Genomic DNA, 17,878 nt, shown 5'->3' with positions numbered 1-17,878 from the left:
CGTAAATACTTGACCCTCACGGAAGCTGCAAACTCTTAGGCGAGCTCAGCGGTACCCAGATCGGCGTGCTTCTGCGGATCGACATAGAGGTGCTTGATGCGATCGGAGCCGGCGATGGTGTGCGTGTAGAACATCACCGGGATGACCGGGCAGTCGGCAGCGACCATTGCGTCGGCCTCCTGCATCTTAGCGACGCGCTCTTCGTCGTCAACCGTGGTACGAGCCTCGTCGACCTTGGCGTCGAACTCGGGGTTGTTGTAACCGGAGCGGTTGTCGCCACCGAGGGAGTCGGAGTGGAACAGCGGATACAGGAAGTTGTCCATGATCGGGTAGTCGGCAATCCAGCCCAGACGACCGAACTGATAGTTGAAGTTCTGGTACTGCTCGAGCAGGGCAGACCACTCAGGGGTATCGGAAGTAGCGGTAACGCCCACCTTGGCGAGGTCACCGATGATGGACTCCATGATCTCCTTGTGGCCACCGTCCTGGTTGTAGGAAAGGGTCACGTTAATGCCACGATCGCCGTTAGCGCCAGCGGGAGCAACCTTGTCGAGGTACTCGTTGGCCTTGTCGACGTCGTAGGCGCAGAACTCCCATGCGCCCTCCTTGTAGCCATCGATGCCCGGAGGAACAATGCCGTCGGCGGGGGTACGGGTACCCTTGAAGATGGTCTTGCAGATGGCCTCACGGTTAATGGCCAGGGAGATGCCCCTACGCAGGTCGGCGTTGTTGAACGGCTCGGCCGTGTTGTTGCAGGTCAGGTAGTAGGTGGAAGGCTCGGCGCCGAGCAGCATGTGCTCGCCGTCACCCATGGTGTAGCCGTCCTTGGACACGCCGCGATCCTTCTTGGCAGCGTCGATCTGAGCAACGGGAACGTCGCAGATATCGAGGTTACCGGCCTGGAACTCCTTGTAGGCGGTCTCCATGTCCTTAATGACCTGGAAGTGGATGCCATCGATCTTGGCCTTGTCGCCATAGTAATCGTCGAACTTCTTGAGGTTGATCTCCTGACCATCCTCCCACTTGCCGTCCATCATGAACGGGCCGTTACCGATCGGGGCAAGGTAGAAGCTCTTAACATCGGACTCGGCGCACTCGGGAACCGGGGACAGAGCCGGGTGAGAGGCGACGAAGGGGAAGTCGGCGTAAGCGGAAGACAGCTTGACGACGAGGGTCTCATCGTCGGGGCAAGTAACACCGCTGAGCTCGGTAGCGTTACCGGCAAGCAGGTCGTCATAGCCCTCGACCATGGAAAGGTGATAGGAGACCTCGGAAGGGCCGTACTCGGTAGCGATAGCCGACTTGGTGTTGACCAGACGTTCCCAAGCGAGCTTGAAGGACTTGGAGGTAACGTCGTCACCGTTGTGGAACTTGGCCTTCTTGATCTTGAAGGTGAACTCGGTGGCGTCGTCGTTGGCCTCGAAGGACTCGCAAGCCAGCGGGACAATCTTGCCCTTCTCGGCGTCATAAGAGGTCAGAGCGTCGAACAGCTGGTAGTTAACCTGAGTGCCCTGGTCCTCCTGGACATTGTAGGGGTCGATGCAGACCGGGTTGTTGATGTAGAAGTTCAGCGTCGAACCGGACTCAGAACCGGAAGTGTCGCCGCCCTTCTTGCCGCATGCGGCAAGAAAAGCCATGGAGCTCGCAGCAAGGGTGCCGCCAACAAAGGCGCGACGACCCATAACGGGCTGGTGGAACATAGAATCAGCCATGCCATCCTCCTTATGAGATAGGACAAAGAAATGTTCAGTCGGACACATGTCGAGACAATCCGATCCGAACCATCAAAACGCCGCCCGCTGCTATGGCTGGTTATGCACAACGGACCAACGTTTTGCAATACAGTAGCGCATTTTATGCACGATTTGGGGCTAATTCCGGTTAACGGTCGAGAATTTCTTTAGTTGGGCGAAGTATGTGGGGATATTTTGACTCTGTTACAAGTCTGTAAACAAAAAGGGCCCCGCACATGCGGGACCCTTTACAAACGCATATACGCCGATGCTTAGTAGCCGACGATGCCCTGCGGGAAGAAGAACATGCACAGGACGACGCACACGGCAAAAACAACGGCCATAATTACCGTCAGGCGATCGAGGTTCTGCTCCATGACGCCCGTGGCAGAGCTGGAGTTATACAGCGAGCTAGCGATCATATCCGAAACGCCGGTGCCCTTACCGGAATGCATCAGGACGAGAATCGTCAGCGCCACGGCAGAGACAGCCCAAACGACAAACAGAAGAATCTGGAACGGACCCATAGATAAGCTCCTTAATAGAACAGTTCAAACTCCAGTACTGTACCACAATCCCCCGCTCTCCCCTACCTGCCACTCAAGGACGGGGTGGAAATGGCAGAAATACCAAAAAGGGGGTTGTCCGGTTGTGGACAACCCCCTTACTAGAAAACGGTATTTGTTTTCTATTAGGCCTCGGTGGCGAGCACGCGGCCCGTCATCTCGGCGGAAGGCTCAATACCAGCCATGGTGAGCATGGTCGGGGCGATATCGGAAAGACGGCCGTCCTCGATACCAGTGAGCTTGGCCTTCTCATCAACGATGATAAACGGCACGCGGTTGGTGGTGTGAGCCGTAAACGGATGCTTGGAACCGTCGGAAGCAACGTCAAACATGTGATCGGCGTTGCCGTGGTCGGCGGTAATCAGCGCAAAGCCGCCCTTGGCGAGAATCGCCGGGACAACCTTGGACAGGGCATCGTCAACAGCCTCGACGGCCTTAACGGCGGCGTCGAAGACACCGGTGTGACCAACCATGTCGCAGTTCGCGAAGTTCACGATGTAGAAATCAGCGCGACCCTCGTTAATAGCGGCGACGAGCTTCTCGGTCACCTCGGGAGCGCTCATCTCGGGCTGCAGATCGTAGGTAGCGACCTTGGGGGAAGCGACGAGCACGCGCTCCTCGCCCTCCTTGGGCTCCTCGATGCCGCCGTTGAGGAAGAACGTCACATGGGCGTACTTCTCAGTCTCGGCGGTGTGCAGCTGCTTCAGGCCATTGGCGGCGATAACGTCGGCCAGGACGTTCTCGGGGAACGTCTTGGGGAAGGCGACCTCGACGTCAAACGTCGGATCGTACTCGGTCATCGTCACAAAGTGCGAAAGCTTAATCTGCTCGCGCTCAAAGCCGTCGAACTCCTTGTCCGTGAACACGCGGGTCATCTGACGAGCGCGGTCGGGACGGAAGTTGAAGAAGATGGCCGCGTCGCCCTCGTGAATGCCCTCGTTGTGGGCAGCAAAGGGCTCGACGAACTCGTCGCCGCGCGGATCCTTCTCGTAGTAGGCCTTGATACCGGCAACGGGGTCGGTATCGGCATCGGACGCGTTGACCATGACGTCGTAGGCGCGTTGGATGCGCTCCCAACGGTTGTCGCGGTCCATGGCCCAATAGCGGCCCGAAACGGTGGCAACGCGAGCGTCGCAACCGGTCTCCTCGGAGATCTTAGCCAGGAAGGCGCAGAACTCGCTCATGTAGCCGGCACCGGACTGCGGGTCGACGTCGCGGCCATCCATGAAAGCGTGGACGCGAACGGTCTTGACGCCATGCTGGGCAGCCATCTTGACCAGAGCCTCGACGTGGTTCATGTGAGAATGAACACCGCCAGGGCTCATAAGGCCCATGAGGTGGAGAGTCTTGCCTTCGGCCTTGACATCGTCCATAGCCTTGACGAAGACCTCGTTCTTGGCGATGGAGCCGTCCTTGATGGCATTGTTGATGCGCGAAAGCTCCTGGAACACGATGCGGCCGGCACCGATGTTGAGGTGACCCACCTCGGAGTTACCCATCTGACCGTCGGGAAGGCCCACGTCCTCGCCCGAAGCGCCGAGCGTGGTGTGAGGGTACTTCTCGTACAGGCTATCAAGGAAGGGCGTCTTGGCAGCAGCGACGGCGTTCTCGCCATCGGCCGGAGCCAGGCCACAGCCGTCCATGATGATCAGGAGTGCAGGAAGATGACGCTGTGCCATATGTCCTACTCGCCTGCCTTGACGACCATAGAGGCGAAGTCGGCAGCCTTGAGCGAAGCGCCGCCCACGAGGGCGCCGTCAACGTCGGGCTTGGCGACGAGCTCGGCGATGTTGCCGGGCTTGGCAGAGCCACCATAGAGAACGCGGATGCCGTTAGCGAGCTCCTCGCCAAACATCTCCTTGAGGGTCTCACGGATAGCGCCGCAGACCTCCTGAGCGTCCTCAGCGGTAGCGGTCTTGCCGGTGCCGATGGCCCAGATGGGCTCGTAGGCGACGACGACCTGCTTGGGGCAGGTGATCTCAAGACCGGCAAGGCCAGCCTTGACCTGGTTCACGACGCGCTCGACATAGGTGCCAGCCTCGCGGACCTCGAGGGACTCGCCGCAGCAGAAGACGGGAACAAGACCGGCGGCAACGAGAGCCTTGGCCTTCTTGTTCTGATCCTCATCGGTCTCGTGGAAGTAGTCGCGACGCTCGGAGTGACCGATGATGCAGTAGGTGCAGCCAGCGGACTTGAGCATGTCGCAAGAGGACTCACCGGTGAAGGCACCCTTGGCCTCCCAGTACACGTTCTGTGCACCGAGGGCGATGGGGGCAGCCTGAATGCGGTCATGAACCGTGGTGATGTCAATGGTCGGAGGGCAGACGAGCACCTCGACGCCAGCCGGAACCTCGGGCAGAGCCTGAGCCAGCTCGTCGGCGAGCTTGGCGGCCTCGGCGACGTCGTTGTTCATCTTCCAGTTACCAGCGATAAGAAGGGTGCGATTAGGCATCGAGAAGCGCCTCCACTCCGGGCAGGGCCTTACCCTCGACGAGCTCCATGGAAGCGCCACCACCGGTGGAGATCCAGCTCATCTTGTCGGCCAGGTTGAACTTGTTGACAGCCGCGACAGAGTCACCACCGCCGATGATCGAGGTGCAGTCGGCCTCGGCGACGGCCTCGGCGATAGCCTGGGTGCCGTGAGCGAAGTTGTCGAACTCGAAGACGCCCATGGGGCCGTTCCAGAACACGGTCTTGGCGCCCTTGACGGCCTCGGCGTAGAGCTCCTCGGTCTTGGGGCCGATGTCCATGCCCTCACGATCGTCGGGGATAGCGTCGGAAGCGACAACCTCGGGGACAGCGTCCTCGCCAAAGTGATCGGCAACGCGGTTGTCGATGGGGAGCAGGATCTTGACGCCCTTCTCCTCGGCCTTCTTGAGCATCTCGCCGGCGCGCTCGACCCAGTCCTCTTCCTTGAGGGACTGGCCGACGGTCAGGCCCTGAGCCAGGAAGAAGGTGTAGGCCATGCCGCCACCGATGATCAGGGTGTCAGCGGAGTCGATGAGGTGATCGAGAACGCCGATCTTGGAGGAAACCTTGGAACCGCCGACGATAGCGACGAAGGGGCGCTCGGGCTCGGCGAAGATGCCGGTCAGCGTGTCGACCTCCTTCTCGAGCAGGAAGCCGGCGACGGCAGGCAGGTAAGCGGCGGGGCCCACGACGGAACCCTGGGCGCGGTGAGCGGTGCCGAAGGCATCGAGAACGAAGACATCACCATAGGAAGCGAGCTTCTTGGCGATCTCGGGATCGTTCTTCTTCTCACGCTTGTCAAAACGGACGTTCTCGAGAACGAGGACCTTGCCCGGCTCGACGGCGGCAACAGCCTCAGCAGCCTTCTCGCCGTAGGTGTCGGCGACAAAGGCAACATCGAGACCAGAGAGCTCAGCGAGCTTCTTGGCGACGGGCTCAAGGGAGAGCTCAGGCTGGAAGCCGGTGCCCTCGGGACGGCCGAGGTGGCTCATAAGGATGACGCGAGCGTTGTGCTCAACGAGGTAGTTGATGGTGGGCAGGGCAGCCTTGATGCGGGTGGTGTCGCCAACGACGCCATCCTTGATAGGCACGTTGAAGTCAACGCGGACGAGAACGCGCTTGCCGTCGACATCGATGTCGCGGACGGTCTTCTTGGTAAAGGCCATGTTTGCTTCTACCTTTCGTACGTGTCTGCCTCCCATTACGGCAGACGATTTCCTATAAAAAGGGCGCGACCCTAGGGTGTAAGCCCTATGAGGCCGCGCCCTTCTTTAGACGCTCAACGAGCTATTCGCTAAAAGCTAAATTAAGCAACGAACTTCTCGAAGTACTTGATGGTGCGGACCATCTGAGAGGTGTAGGAGTTCTCGTTGTCGTACCAAGAGGTGACCTGAACGAGGGTCTGGCCGTTGCCGAGGTCAGAGCACATGGTCTGAGTGGCGTCGAAGATGGAGCCGTGGGTCTCGCCGATGATGTCGGTGGAAACGATGTCGTCCTCGTTGTAACCGAAGGTCTCGGAGATGGTGGAAGCGTAGGCCTTCATAGCGGCGTTAACCTCGTCGACGGTGACCTTCTTGTCAACAACAGCGTAGAGGTTGGTGATGGAGCCGGTCGGCGTCGGGACGCGCTGGGCGGCACCGATGAGCTTACCGTTGAGCTCGGGGAGAACCAGGCCGATAGCCTTGGCAGCACCGGTGGTGTTGGGGACGATGTTGACGGCGCAGGCGCGGCTACGACGCTTGTTGCCCTTGCGCTGCGGGCCGTCGAGCGGCATCTGGTCGCCGGTCCAGGCGTGAATGGTGGTCATGATGCCGGACACGATGGGAGCGAAGTCGTTCAGACCCTTGGCCATCGGGGCGAGGCAGTTGGTGGTGCAGGAAGCAGCGGAGATGATGTTGTCCTCAGCGGTCAGCGTCTCATGGTTGACGTTGTACACGATGGTGGGCAGATCGCTGCCGGCCGGAGCGGAGATGACGACCTTCTTGGCGCCAGCGTTGATGTGGGCCTGAGCCTTAGCCTTGCTGGTGTAGAAGCCGGTGCACTCGAGAACGACGTCGACGTCGAGGTCGCCCCAAGGCAGGTTGTTGGCGTCGGCCTCCTTGTAGATCTTGATCTCCTTGCCGTCAACGGTGATGGAATCCTCGCCAGCAACGACCTCGTGATCGCGAGCGTAGTTGCCCTGCGTGGAGTCGTACTTCAGCAGGTAAGCGAGCATATCGGGAGAGGTGAGGTCGTTGATAGCGACGATCTCGGAGCCCTCATGACCGAACATCTGACGGAAAGCCAGACGACCGATGCGACCGAAGCCGTTAATAGCAACCTTTACTGCCATTGTGTCTCCTTTCGTAAGGCCCCCGCGAGCTACAGCGCCCGCCGTTGAGGCCCACAAACTAACCACTCGCCTAATATACCTTTTTTTTGACTTGAATTTCACGAGAATGCTCGAAATTGAAAATCAAATTTACGTTAAAACGTTTTAAAGACTAAAATAGCAGCTAACTCCGTATATAAGTCGATACTTTAACCTATCTGTTTGCTTCAATGAGCTTTTCAAGCCGTAAAACACGATGGTAGAGGGCCGACTTCGACAAGGGAGGGTCAGCCATCTCCCCTAAATCACGCAACGAAAGATCGGGATAGCGCTCGCGCAGGTCGCAAAAGACCGCCAAGGCATCCGGAAGCGCATCGCGAAGGCCTCGCTGCTCGAGCTCATCGATAAGCGCAAGCTGATGCTGGGCAGCACCGGCGCTTCTGGTCTGGTTGGCGAGCTCGGCGTTCACGCGACGGTTCACATCGTTCTTAACCAACTTGACCGCGCGCGCCTCCTCAATCTCGGCAACGCTGCGCTTGGCACCAATCAGCTTTAATAAATGCTCGATTTCCTCGGCGCTCTTAATGTACACGGCATATGACCCCCGCCGTGCATTAACACGAGCATGGACCCCAATCTGCCCCAACAGGTCGCAAAGCCCCTTGGCATATTGCTCGCCCTGCACCGCGATCTCCAAATGAAAGTCGCCGCGGGGATCGGCCACGAAACCGCCGGCGATGAGCGCGCCGCGGATGTAGGCAAGCCTGCAGCAGGGACGGGCAACGATGTGCCGGGGAACACCAGCGACGAGCCCTCCCCTGCGGTCGAGAATGCCCAGTAGCACCAGAGCCTTGTCCAGGTCGGGTTGATCGGGCAAGGTGATGAGGTAGTTCCGAACCTTATGCAATACAGATTTACGGACGGTGAACTCCGTTTTGAGCTTAAGGATGCGATGCGTCAGTGTGATCATCGTGCGCGCGACGGCGCCCGTCTCGGTCGCGACCGTCAAACGATACCGCCCGGAGCCGGCCAGCGAAAGTGTACCGCTCACACGCGTCAGGGCGGCAAGCGTCGACAAGTCGCAGTATTCACATTCGGGTTCGCAGCGCGCAAGCTCGTCGCGCACCTCAGCGGTAAACGACATGCAGGCCTATGCCTTCGTGTTGGCGCGCGACAGGTCGCGGTGGGAGATGCTCACATGATACTGAGCGCCTTCCAGGTAACGGGCCGTGGCCTCGGCAATGGCAACGCTGCGGTGCTGGCCGCCCGTGCAGCCGATGGCGATAGAAAGCTGCGGCTTACCCTCCGCGATATAGCCGGGCATGACCGTATCGAGCAGCTGCGTCCAGGCCTTCCAAAACTCCTGCGTCTTGGGATGGTCCAGAACAAAATCGGAGACCTTTTTATCGAGACCGGTCATCGTGCGCATCTCGGGATCGTAGAACGGATTGGGCAGGAAGCGGACGTCGATCATAATGTCCGCCTCGACGGGCATGCCGTGCTTAAAGCCAAACGAGAACACATGGACGTCCATGAGCTGTTGGTCGGACAGCTCGGAAAATGCCATACGTAGCTTGTTGCGCAGCGCAGAGGTGCGCAGACGGCTCGTATCGATAATCATATCGGCTCGATCGCGCACGCCCTGCAGCTGAAGGCGCTCGCGCTGAATGGCATCGGCCGTAGTCTCCCCCGGCTTGGCAATGGGATGACGGCGGCGATTTTCGCTGTAGCGACGAATCAGCACCTCGTCAGAAGCCTCCAGGAACACGATGTCGCAGCTCATCTCGCGCTCTTCGAGCGCGGCGACCGCATCGAGCAACTCGTCAAACAGTCCCTGGCTACGCAAATCGCAGGTAACGGCGAGATGCCTGCCCACGCCCGTATTGATGCCGACGAGCTCGGCAAGCTGGGCGATGAGACGCGGAGGCAGGTTATCAATGCAAAAATAGCCCATGTCCTCGAACACGTGCATGGCCTGCGTGCGGCCCGATCCGGACATTCCGGTGATGATGACGATATCGGGGATGCGCTCCGAGCGCTCCGCCGCATCCATGGCATCTCCCTTTTGCATGTGCTGCCTCCCAAAAACAAGCGCGGGACCCAGCAACCCGGATCCCGCGCGGTCAATTGCCTATATTGAGTATACCGCCCCGAGCGGATACGAGGCCTGTCTTACGCCTCAAGCGCAGCCTTGAACCAACTCGTAATACTCGTGGGGTGCGTGATGGCGGTGCCGACGACAACGGCCCAGGCACCAGCATCGATCGCGGCGCGAGCCTCCTCGGGCGTGTGCACGCGGCCCTCGCAGATGATGGGAAGACCGGGGAATTCCTCAGTCGCCTGACGCAGGAGCGGCAGATCGGGGCCATCGGCCATGGTGCAGTCGATGGCGGCGACACCATGAGAAAGCGTGGTGGATACAAGGTCGAAGCCCATATCAACCGCACGGCGAATGTCCTCGATGGTGGCACAATCCGCCATCAGGAGCACACCCTCCTCGTGCAGCGGACGGAAGGTATCCTCGACCGTCTTGCCATCGGGGCGCGGACGATCGGTGGCATCGATCGCCACGATATCGGCACCGGCAGCAACGCAGGCGCGAGCGTGACGCAGCGTCGGCGTGATGTAAACGCCCTCGTGCCCATCCTTCCACAAGCCGATGACGGGAACCTCACAGCGACCCTTAATGGCGGCAATGTCGGCAAGGCCCTGGCAGCGAATGGCGGCAGCGCCGCCGAGCTCGCAAGCGCGAGACATTTGAGCCATGGTCTCGGGCGTACGAAGTGGCTCACCCATATACGCCTGAACGCTCACGACGAGCTTGCCCTTCAGGGATTGAATCAAAGGATCGACGGTCATAAGGCTGCAACCTTTCTCAGAACAGCCTCCCGAGGCGTGTTGTCTCGGGAGGCTCCTACAGCAGATACGTTTACTTCAACGAGGCAAGAAGATGCTCAGCGGCACCGATGAGCGGAGCATCGCCCTCCAGAGAACCGATGAGGATCGGCGTGTCCTGAAGCGGATCGAGCGCCTGGCTGGCATAGCCCTCGTGCACCGAATCCTTCCACGTCTGCGAACGCCAATCGGGGCCTTGGTGAATCACGCCGCCCGAAAGCACGATGACCTCAGGATCCAGGATGTTAGCGAGCGAGCCCAAGCTCGCACCCAGCGCAAAGCCGGCGTCATGGATGACCTCGGTCGCCTTTGCGTCGCCTGCACGGCACAGGTCGTTCACATCGCGACCGACCGAAGGACGGCTGGGGTCGACGCGGCCAAAGCGCTCATCGTACATACGACCAATGGAAGTGCCCGAAGCAACCGACTCCAGATGGCCGGAACGCCCGCAGGCGCAGGGAATGCCGGCGGCAGCCGAGCACTCGATGTGGCCCATATGGCCAGCAGCACCATGGAAGCCCTGCATCACGCGGCCGTTCTCGACATATGCGCCGCCGATACCCGTACCGATGCCAAGACACAAGACGGAGAACTTGCCCTTGCCGACACCCCAGTGGGCCTCGCCCAGAGCATGAGCCTGCACGTCGCCTACAACGGCAACGGGAAGACCGAGATCCTCGCGCAGACGCGGCCCCAACTGAACGCCGGACCAGCCGGGCATGATCTCATTGGCATACGCGATGGCGCCCGTCTTGGGGTCGACGACACCGGCGGCGCCAATACCGACGCCAAGGACCTCGACATCGGGATTCGCCTCGAGAGCAGCCTTGATGGATGCCTCGATACGCTGGAAGACGGCCTCGCCGCCCTCTTGGGCCTCTGTGGGAACCTCGGCCTCAAAAACGGGATGGGGCACACTACCGTCAGCCGGGTACTCCATGATGGCAGTCGCGATCTTAGTTCCGCCGATATCGACAGAGCAGACGTACTTGTTCTCCATGTCGCTCTCCTTCGGAGATAAAAACAACTACAGGAAATGCGCCGTCAGGCTAGCCGTCACAGCGCGGGTAAAGGTTTTCCAGGTGCCCGAGATTGCCGAGAAACCGTGTGGCCATTGACCTAATAGTCATGGCCACACGGTTGAACGGCGAGGTCGGGTGCCTGGGAAAGCTTTACAGGAGGCCGTTGTCCTGGAGGACCTTCCTAATAGCCTCGACGTTCTCGCCGGTCATGGCCTTCACCGGACGCGGCATGGTCGGGCTGTCGAAGATACCCATGAGGTTCATAGCGGTCTTGAAGGCGCCGACGCCACCGGCATAGCCCTGGACGCCCGAGGTGACATCCCAGATGTGGGAGATCTCGTTGAGGCGATCCTGCTCGGCCTTGACGGTAGCCCAGTCACCGGCCTGAGCGGCCTTCCACTGGCGCACGTAGCCCTCGGGCTCAACGTTGGCAAGGCCCGGGACAGAACCGTCGGCGCCACCGAGGTAAGCGCCGTCGACAACAACCTCGTGACCGGTGAGGATGCTCATCGGATGGCCGTTCTTCTCGTTCTCCTGAACGAGATAGCGGAACGAGATGTCATCGCCCGAGGAATCCTTGACGCCAGCAAGGACGCCCTCGGCGCCGAGCTTGGCAAGGAGCTTCCAGGGGAGCTTGGTGTGAACGCAGACGGGAATGTCATAGGCAAAGATGGGCAGGTCGAGCTCCTCATGCAGGATGCGGAAGTGCTCCTCGACCTCGGTCATGCCCTGCAGGGCATAGAACGGGCAGGTGGCGACGAGGGCATCAGCGCCCAGCTCCTGGGCGACCTTGCCGTGCTCGATCATGCGCTCGGTCTCGGTATCGATGATGCCGACCAGAACAGGCACACGGTGGTCGACGATACGGACGGCCTCGGCGATAATCTGGCGACGGCGCTCGTCGGTGGAGAAGACGACCTCGCCCGAGGATCCCAAGAAGAACAGGCCATCGACGCCGGCATCGATCATGCGGTTGATGCTGCGCTCAAAGGAGGCAACGTCGAGCTGGTGATCTTCGGTATCGGGAACAACGACGGGAGGGATAACGCCGGTGAATTTCTGAGTTGCCACAAGAATCTCCTTAGTTGTCTGGCGGGCGGCCCTATGCCACCCACTCTTGTTGGCAGTGTCCAGGCCGTCTAGGCCAAAGAACACGGGTAGAACGTTTGGTTAAAAAAGTCGACGACTTCGTTTTCGAACGCATTGATGCGCTCGTGAGAGTATTTTGCATAGATGATATGCCTCCGGTCACACTCAAGACCGTTGAATACGGCAAACTGATCCTTGGGATCGCTCACGGTATCCATAAGCGATGTGCCCATGAGCACCGATCCGCGCACCCGAGACGACAGCGCCTCGAGACCGCCAGGAAGCGGATTGGCAACCGCCGTGCAGGCGAGGCCCCGCTCGTCCAGAGCAGAAACCGCCAGCGCGACTCCGCCGCCAAGGCCCTCGCCCCATGCAAAGATGCGGTCGGGGTCCATGCCATCAAGATTGCACGCCACCTTCGCCAGCGCGCAGCCCCAACGGACGCGCCTGACAAAAGCAGGCGAGGTAATCTCCTGCCGCAGATCGCTGGGTCCAATCGCCTCATCGTTCAGCGCAAGCACGGCATATCCCATGGCCGCAAACCTCGTCATGTGATGCCATCCCCGCACGGGTCGGTCGATGTCGTGAAACATCAGACATAGCGGCACAAGCTCGGATGCTCGGGCGCGACCGGCAGGCTCGATCAAACGTGCGTGGACCACATCGCCACCAAGCTCAAAGGAAACCTCGGAGTAGCGGGCATACGGATTGGCGAAATCGATCGCCGTAATACTCGGCCCGCAAACCTCAAGGTCCGAAGCGGCTATCTCTAATTCGGAAACATCCGCAGAAGTGTCGCCGCGCCAATCCCGGAAATCAGAGAGCCTTGACGAGACCGTCCCGGGAATCCCCACAAGGTCGGGGACAATCAGCTCGCCAACATTGCTCTCGCACTTAGACATGAGCCTCCCCTCCCTCGCAGAAAAACGGAATGATCATATCGTCAAAGTCCTGTATCTCTTCGTGGCCAAAGCCCTCAAAGAACTCATGACGCTTTTCACAGGTCAGGTTGTTATAGACCGCAAACTGCGTTGCCGGCGGACAGACGATATCCGCCGTGCCCGTACCAAACAGCACGGGGCATTTGACCATAGGGGCAAAGTTCTTGGAATCGAAGTACGCCAGTTTGGCATAGGCTTCCTCGATACGAGTCGAATCCTCGTCAAACCAACGCGACCAATAGCGCAGGCCCTCATAGGCGATATCGTCGGCATCCAAATCCCAGACCAGGCGGAAATCTGACAGGAAGGGATAGAGGATTGCGGCGCGGTCAACCAGGTCGCTGTTGAGCGCGCATGTCGCGATGCCCAAACCGCCGCCCTGCGAGGCACCGTTCACAAACACACGGGCTAAATCGATGCCCTCGAGCTCGCGGACGATACGGCACAGGATGCGAATGTCCTGGTGTAGACGGACATAGTAGAGGTTGGCCGGATCGCCGTCGATACCGGCGACAATATGGCCCGCGACCGTCGTACCCTCAAATCCGCCAATATCCTCGGAGGGACCGCCCTGACCAGGACAGTCAAGCGCGATGAGCGCCATGCCCATGCCCGCAAACGACGCCTGCTCAAACCAGCTGCGGCTTGCACCCGGATACCCATGGAACTGAAGTACCAATGGCACGGGCTCGTCCGAGACGGGTTTAAGGTACTTGGCATGCAGGCGAGCGCCACACATGCCGGTATACCAGAGGTCGAAAAGCTGGCAGGTCACGGCATCGGTGACCGATGCCGTCTCGATCGCATAGTCAAGCCCGACGGCATCGGCCTCGGCCATGCGGTCCTTCCAAAAGAGATCGAAATCTGATGGACGGGGCATGGCGCCTCGATATTCACCAAATTGATGTTGCAGCTCCTGAGCACTTGGCATGGCTCGTGAACCCAACCTTTCGAAATCGCAACGGAGGTGCGCCCGGCAAGGGAACCGGGCGCACGGGAGGGAAAGCGAGGCTACTCGCCGAGCTTGGGATGCAGCAGCGACGGCGCAGCGCCGAGCAGCATCTTGGTGTAGGGGTCCTGGGGGTGCTGGAAGACCTGCTTGGCCTCGCCCTGCTCGACGATCTTGCCGCCATTCATAACGATGATGTCGTCAGAGATATAGCGGACCGTCTGGATGTCATGGCTGATGAACACCATGGCCAGGCCGAGCTCCTTCTTAAGGTCGGTCAGCAGGTTCAGAATCTGCGCGCGGACCGAAACGTCCAGAGCCGAGGTGGGCTCGTCGGCGATGATGGCATCGGGGTTCAGCGACAGGGCACGGGCAATTGCGACGCGCTGGCGCTGGCCGCCCGAAAGCTGGCCGGGAAGAACCTCAGCGGCAGAGCTGGGCAGACCGGTGAGCTCCAAGAGCTCCTTGACGCGCTTCTCCTGCTCGGCCTCGGTACCCAGGTTGTGGACGCGCATGGGGTCGAGCAGTTGCTCGCGAACGACCATGCGGGGGTTGAGCGCCGTGGCCGGGTTCTGGAACACGACCGAGATAACGCGACCCATGTGGCGACGGTCCTCGGCGGTACGTTTGGTAACGTCCTTGCCCTTAAAGTAGACCTTGCCGCTCGTGGGGGCCTGCAGGCCGCACATGACGTTGGCGGTGGTGGACTTACCGCAACCGGACTCGCCGACGATGCCGATCGTCTGACCGGGCATGAGCTTAATCGTTACACCCTGGACGGCGTGAACCAGGTTAGGGTGGAGAATCGAACCGGTACGGGTCCTAAAGGTGACGTGGACGTCATCAAGGAAGATGATCGGCTCGACGCCGTTGACTGCGGTCTCGCTCATCTACATCACCTCCGCGTGAGGGGTCAAACCATTTGCCTTGAGCACCTCGTCGGGGAGCTCGGAATAGAAGTGCTCGGTGCCGGGAACGCGCTTGAAGACCGGACGGGTGTCCAGGCCAATACGCGGATGGCTCGAGCGGGGCGCGAAGCGATCGCCCTTGGGGAAATCGCGCGGGCTCGGAACGGCGCCGGGTACCTGGTGCAGGCGGCCCGAACCGCTCTCGATGGACAGAACGGAACCCAGAAGACCGCGGGTGTACTCGTGAATCGGGTTGGTGAGCAGCTCCTTGGTGGGTGCCTGCTCGATAACCTGACCGGCGTACATAACCGTGATGTTATGGGCGACCTCGGCGACCAGCGCCAGGTCGTGCGAGACGAAGATCATGGCAAAGCCGAGCTTGGCCTGAAGGTCGTTGAGCAGCTTGATGACCTGCTTCTGGACGGTAACGTCCAGAGCGGTCGTGGGCTCGTCACAGATGACCAGCTTGGGGTCGCGGGTAAGGGCCATAGCGATCAGAACACGCTGACGCTGGCCACCGGAAAGCTCATGCGGGTAGCTCTCGAGCGTACGCTTGGGGTCGAGGCCCACGAGCTCCAGGAGTTCCTCGGCGCTGCGGGTGCCGCCGCGCTTGGTGAGCTGCTTCATCTGGGCAGAGATGAGCATGGAGGGGTTGAGCGAGGACAGGGCGTCCTGATAGACCATAGCGATATCGGTACCGCGCAGGCCGAACCACTCCTTCTTGCTCATCTTGAGCAGGTCACGGCCCTCCCAGAGGACCTCGCCGGAAAGGTGCTCGTCCTCATCGGTCAGGCCCATGATGGCCAGCGTGGTGATGGACTTACCGCAACCGGACTCGCCCACCAGGCCCATAGTCTGGCCAGGACGGACGTCAAAGTTGACATGGTCGACGACGTTGATATCGCCGTGGTGCTCAAACTGGATGCAGAAATCGCGGACCGAAAGGATCGGTTCGACAGACTCGTCGGGCACATGGCGATCGTCACGCTTGAGCTCGACATCGCGCAGGGCGCCAAGGCGAGCGGAGAGGGACTGGGCCTGCTCCTTGTAGGCGCGAACGGGGTCGGAGACCAGCAGGTCGGCCTCGCGACGCTTGGAGGAATCGGTCGGATCCAGGGCGGCGGAGGGAGCAGCGGCCATAGCGTCGGTAATGCCCTCGGAGAGGATATTGAGCGCCAGGCAGGTGATCATGATGGCCAGGCCCGGGAACAGCGCCTGCCACCAACGGCCGGCAAGCACGCCGCCGCGGGCGTCGGCGAGGATGTTGCCCCAGGTAGCGGTGGGCTCCTGGATACCAGCGCCGATGAAGGTCAGCGAGGCCTCGAAGATGATGGCGTCGGCGACCAGGGTAACGGTGAAGACCATGATCGGGGCGATGCAGTTACGCAGAACATGCTTGATCAAAATCCACGGAGCCTTGGCGCCGGAAACGATGACCGCGCGGACATAGTCCTCGCCGTACTCGGACACGATGTTGGCGCGCACGATACGGGCAATCTGCGGAGTGTACATAAAGCCGATGGCGAAGATGATCGACGGCACGGAGTTGCCCAGGATGGAGACGAAGACGGCCGCGAGGGCGATGCCCGGGATGGACATGATGATGTCCAGGATACGCATGATCGTCTCGGAGACGGCCTTGCGCGAAACCGCTGCAAGGGCGCCCACGACCGAGCCGCAGACCAGAGCCATGGCAGTGGCGCCAAAGCCGATAATCAGCGAGTAACGACCACCGTAGAGCATACGCGACAGAATATCGCGACCCTTATCGTCGGTACCGAAGATAAATCCGTTGCCGGGAGCCTGGCGAGCCGTAAAGATCTCGACCGGGCTATAGGGGGCAAGAAGGGGCGCCAGAATCGCAGTCAGGGCGACCAGCACCAGCACGACGGCGGCAATCTTAGAAGACAGCGTCATCTTCTTCCAGCCACCGAGCTTGAGCCCCTTGGAGGCAGCCTTCTCGAGCTGCTCGGTTTGCTTCTCTCGAATCTTTACCATAATCTACACCGTCCTGATGCGCGGGTTGATGAGCAGGTAGAGCATGTCAACCACGATGTTGATGATGATGAAGGCAAGAGCAACGACGATAACGACGCCCTGAACCAGGTTCGCCTCGTTGCCCTGAACGCCCTGTAGAATCGCGGTGCCCATGCCGGGGAGGTTGAAGATAACCTCGATGACGACGGCGCCGCCCATGAGGTAACCGATCTTAAGACCGAGGGTGGTGACCGGGGTGATCAGCGCATTGCGAAGAACGTTAATGCCGACGACAACCTTCTCGGGAACGCCGGCGCCGCGAGCCATACGGACATAGTCCTTGTCGAGCTCCTCGACCATGGCGGTACGCACGATACGAGTCATCTGGCCCGTCAGCGGAAATGCCAAGGCGATAGCGGGCATGATCATACGTCCCAGATAGCCAACCGGATTCGTGGTGAAGTGAGGCAGAGCACCCGATGCCGGGAGCACCTTAAGGTAGGAAGAGAACAGCAGGATCAACAGAACGGCAAGCCAGAACGACGGGGTTGCCAAGCCGGCGATGGAAAAGACGCGGATCACTTGGTCCGGCCATTTATCGCGATACAGTGCCGCGATGACACCGAGTAAAAACGAAACGACCGCACCGATGGCAAGACCGATGAAGGTCAGCTGCATCGTGACGGGCAGGGCCGTGGAGATGCGCTTGGCAACGGAGTTGCGAGCAGCGCCATAGGTGCCCATGTCGCCATGGATCAAATCGCCCATATAGCGCACGTAGCGCACGGGCCAGGGGTCGTCCAGACCATACTTCTCATGGTACTCGGCAACCGCCTCGGGCGAGGCACCGTCACCCAACGCCGTGTAGGCGGGGTCGGTCTTGGAGAACGACATAAGGAAGAACACCAGGACGGTGACGCCCAATGCCATGATCGGCAGCGCCACAAGACGCCTTCCAATCAAACGTAGCAAGTTGTTCACGTTCTCTCCCCTTTCTTTTGTCGGTAGGACCAACTGG

The 17,878-nt window shown here is 60.2% G+C and carries 16 protein-coding genes; all 16 read right to left on the bottom strand.

The annotated features are described in order from the left end of the window. Positions 1–35: 35 nt before the first annotated feature. Positions 36–1,712 carry a peptide ABC transporter substrate-binding protein gene (locus tag CSV91_RS00900; protein ID WP_232049522.1) on the bottom strand — a complete coding sequence of 559 codons (1,677 nt, stop codon included), beginning with the start codon at positions 1,710–1,712 and terminating at the stop codon, positions 36–38. A gap of 293 nt (positions 1,713–2,005) precedes the next feature. Further along, entirely contained in the window at positions 2,006–2,260 is a 255-nt protein-coding gene (secG, locus tag CSV91_RS00895; RefSeq protein WP_006236144.1) for a preprotein translocase subunit SecG, read from the bottom strand. A 164-nt stretch (positions 2,261–2,424) separates the two neighbouring features. Continuing rightward, entirely contained in the window at positions 2,425–3,978 is a 1,554-nt protein-coding gene (gpmI, locus tag CSV91_RS00890; RefSeq protein ID WP_099431439.1) for a 2,3-bisphosphoglycerate-independent phosphoglycerate mutase, read from the bottom strand. A gap of 5 nt (positions 3,979–3,983) precedes the next feature. Then, positions 3,984–4,751 carry a triose-phosphate isomerase gene (gene tpiA, locus CSV91_RS00885; RefSeq protein ID WP_099431438.1) on the bottom strand — a complete coding sequence of 256 codons (768 nt, stop codon included), beginning with the start codon at positions 4,749–4,751 and terminating at the stop codon, positions 3,984–3,986. Then, the gene (locus tag CSV91_RS00880; protein WP_099431437.1) at positions 4,744–5,934 is read right to left on the bottom strand and encodes a phosphoglycerate kinase; all 1,191 of its coding nucleotides are present in this window, start codon (positions 5,932–5,934) and stop codon (positions 4,744–4,746) included. The genes tpiA and CSV91_RS00880 overlap by 8 nt, the downstream gene beginning before the upstream one ends. A gap of 140 nt (positions 5,935–6,074) precedes the next feature. Continuing rightward, positions 6,075–7,100, bottom strand: a complete 1,026-nt coding sequence (gap, locus tag CSV91_RS00875; protein WP_099431436.1) for a type I glyceraldehyde-3-phosphate dehydrogenase — start codon at positions 7,098–7,100, stop codon at positions 6,075–6,077. 193 nt (positions 7,101–7,293) lie between these two features. After that, positions 7,294–8,223, bottom strand: a complete 930-nt coding sequence (gene whiA, locus CSV91_RS00870; protein WP_099431435.1) for a DNA-binding protein WhiA — start codon at positions 8,221–8,223, stop codon at positions 7,294–7,296. Positions 8,224–8,229: 6 nt separating this feature from the next. Further along, a complete protein-coding gene (gene rapZ / locus CSV91_RS00865) occupies positions 8,230–9,150 on the bottom strand; it encodes an RNase adapter RapZ (RefSeq protein ID WP_022094878.1) in 921 nt (306 codons plus the stop codon). Positions 9,151–9,251: 101 nt separating this feature from the next. Next, the gene (locus tag CSV91_RS00860) at positions 9,252–9,938 is read right to left on the bottom strand and encodes an N-acetylmannosamine-6-phosphate 2-epimerase (protein WP_022094877.1); all 687 of its coding nucleotides are present in this window, start codon (positions 9,936–9,938) and stop codon (positions 9,252–9,254) included. A 70-nt stretch (positions 9,939–10,008) separates the two neighbouring features. Then, complete coding sequence (locus tag CSV91_RS00855) at positions 10,009–10,974, bottom strand: ROK family protein (protein ID WP_022094876.1); 966 nt, start codon at positions 10,972–10,974, stop codon at positions 10,009–10,011. A gap of 172 nt (positions 10,975–11,146) precedes the next feature. Then, the gene (locus CSV91_RS00850; RefSeq protein WP_089573615.1) at positions 11,147–12,067 is read right to left on the bottom strand and encodes a dihydrodipicolinate synthase family protein; all 921 of its coding nucleotides are present in this window, start codon (positions 12,065–12,067) and stop codon (positions 11,147–11,149) included. Between the two features lie 68 nt (positions 12,068–12,135). After that, positions 12,136–12,987 carry an acetylxylan esterase gene (locus CSV91_RS00845; protein WP_099431434.1) on the bottom strand — a complete coding sequence of 284 codons (852 nt, stop codon included), beginning with the start codon at positions 12,985–12,987 and terminating at the stop codon, positions 12,136–12,138. After that, entirely contained in the window at positions 12,980–13,957 is a 978-nt protein-coding gene (locus CSV91_RS00840; RefSeq protein ID WP_099431433.1) for an acetylxylan esterase, read from the bottom strand. The genes CSV91_RS00845 and CSV91_RS00840 overlap by 8 nt, the downstream gene beginning before the upstream one ends. Positions 13,958–14,037: 80 nt before the next feature. After that, complete coding sequence (locus CSV91_RS00835; RefSeq protein WP_006236159.1) at positions 14,038–14,865, bottom strand: ABC transporter ATP-binding protein; 828 nt, start codon at positions 14,863–14,865, stop codon at positions 14,038–14,040. Next, positions 14,866–16,881 carry a dipeptide/oligopeptide/nickel ABC transporter permease/ATP-binding protein gene (locus tag CSV91_RS00830; protein ID WP_099431432.1) on the bottom strand — a complete coding sequence of 672 codons (2,016 nt, stop codon included), beginning with the start codon at positions 16,879–16,881 and terminating at the stop codon, positions 14,866–14,868. 3 nt (positions 16,882–16,884) lie between these two features. Next, the gene (locus CSV91_RS00825; RefSeq protein ID WP_035138896.1) at positions 16,885–17,841 is read right to left on the bottom strand and encodes an ABC transporter permease; all 957 of its coding nucleotides are present in this window, start codon (positions 17,839–17,841) and stop codon (positions 16,885–16,887) included. Positions 17,842–17,878: the final 37 nt, after the last annotated feature.

It is taken from the genome of Collinsella aerofaciens (assembly GCF_002736145.1).
Taxonomy (GTDB): Bacteria; Actinomycetota; Coriobacteriia; order Coriobacteriales; family Coriobacteriaceae; genus Collinsella; species Collinsella aerofaciens_A.
The sequence above is the reverse complement of the archived record's forward strand: the minus strand, read 5'-3'. Positions and strand labels throughout refer to the sequence as shown.